Origin of the sequence: Pseudomonas sp. IT-P258 (assembly GCF_949767825.1) — a bacterium.
GTDB classification, from domain to species: Bacteria; Pseudomonadota; Gammaproteobacteria; order Pseudomonadales; family Pseudomonadaceae; genus Aquipseudomonas; species Aquipseudomonas monachiensis.
Genome location: NZ_CATKPU010000071.1, coordinates 1 through 378 on the forward strand (window position 1 = coordinate 1; position 378 = coordinate 378).

The following is a 378-nucleotide window of genomic DNA, read 5'->3' on the forward strand; positions in this document are numbered from 1 at the left end:
GAGGTTGTAGCTGAAGCGCCGGGTCAGGTTGTCGATGCGTTTCTCTTCGATCAACCGGTCGCACGCATCGTAGGCGAACTGGTACGCCGCGTTGCTTTCGTTGATCAGCGTGGTCAGGCGAATCGCCGGGTCGTATTCGTAGCGGATGCGCTGGCCCTTGGCGTCCTGGCGGCTGCTCGGCAAGCCACGGGCGGTGCGTAGCAGGCGCGTGGTCTGACCTTTGCCGTCGGTATGGCTGAGCACCTGGCCGAGGGCGTTGTAGGTGAACGACTCGGCGCTGCCGTCCGGGTGGTTGATACGCAGCACTTCGCCGTCGGGTTTGCGTTCCAGCGTGGTGGTCTGGCCCAGCGCGTCGGTGACGGCGACCAGATGCTGGCT

General features: G+C 64.8%; 1 pseudogene. It reads right to left on the reverse strand.

Annotation, left to right across the window (positions count from 1 at the left end):
- Positions 1–378, reverse strand: a pseudogene (locus ACM6G4_RS22535) (type IV secretion protein Rhs); the annotation flags it as partial.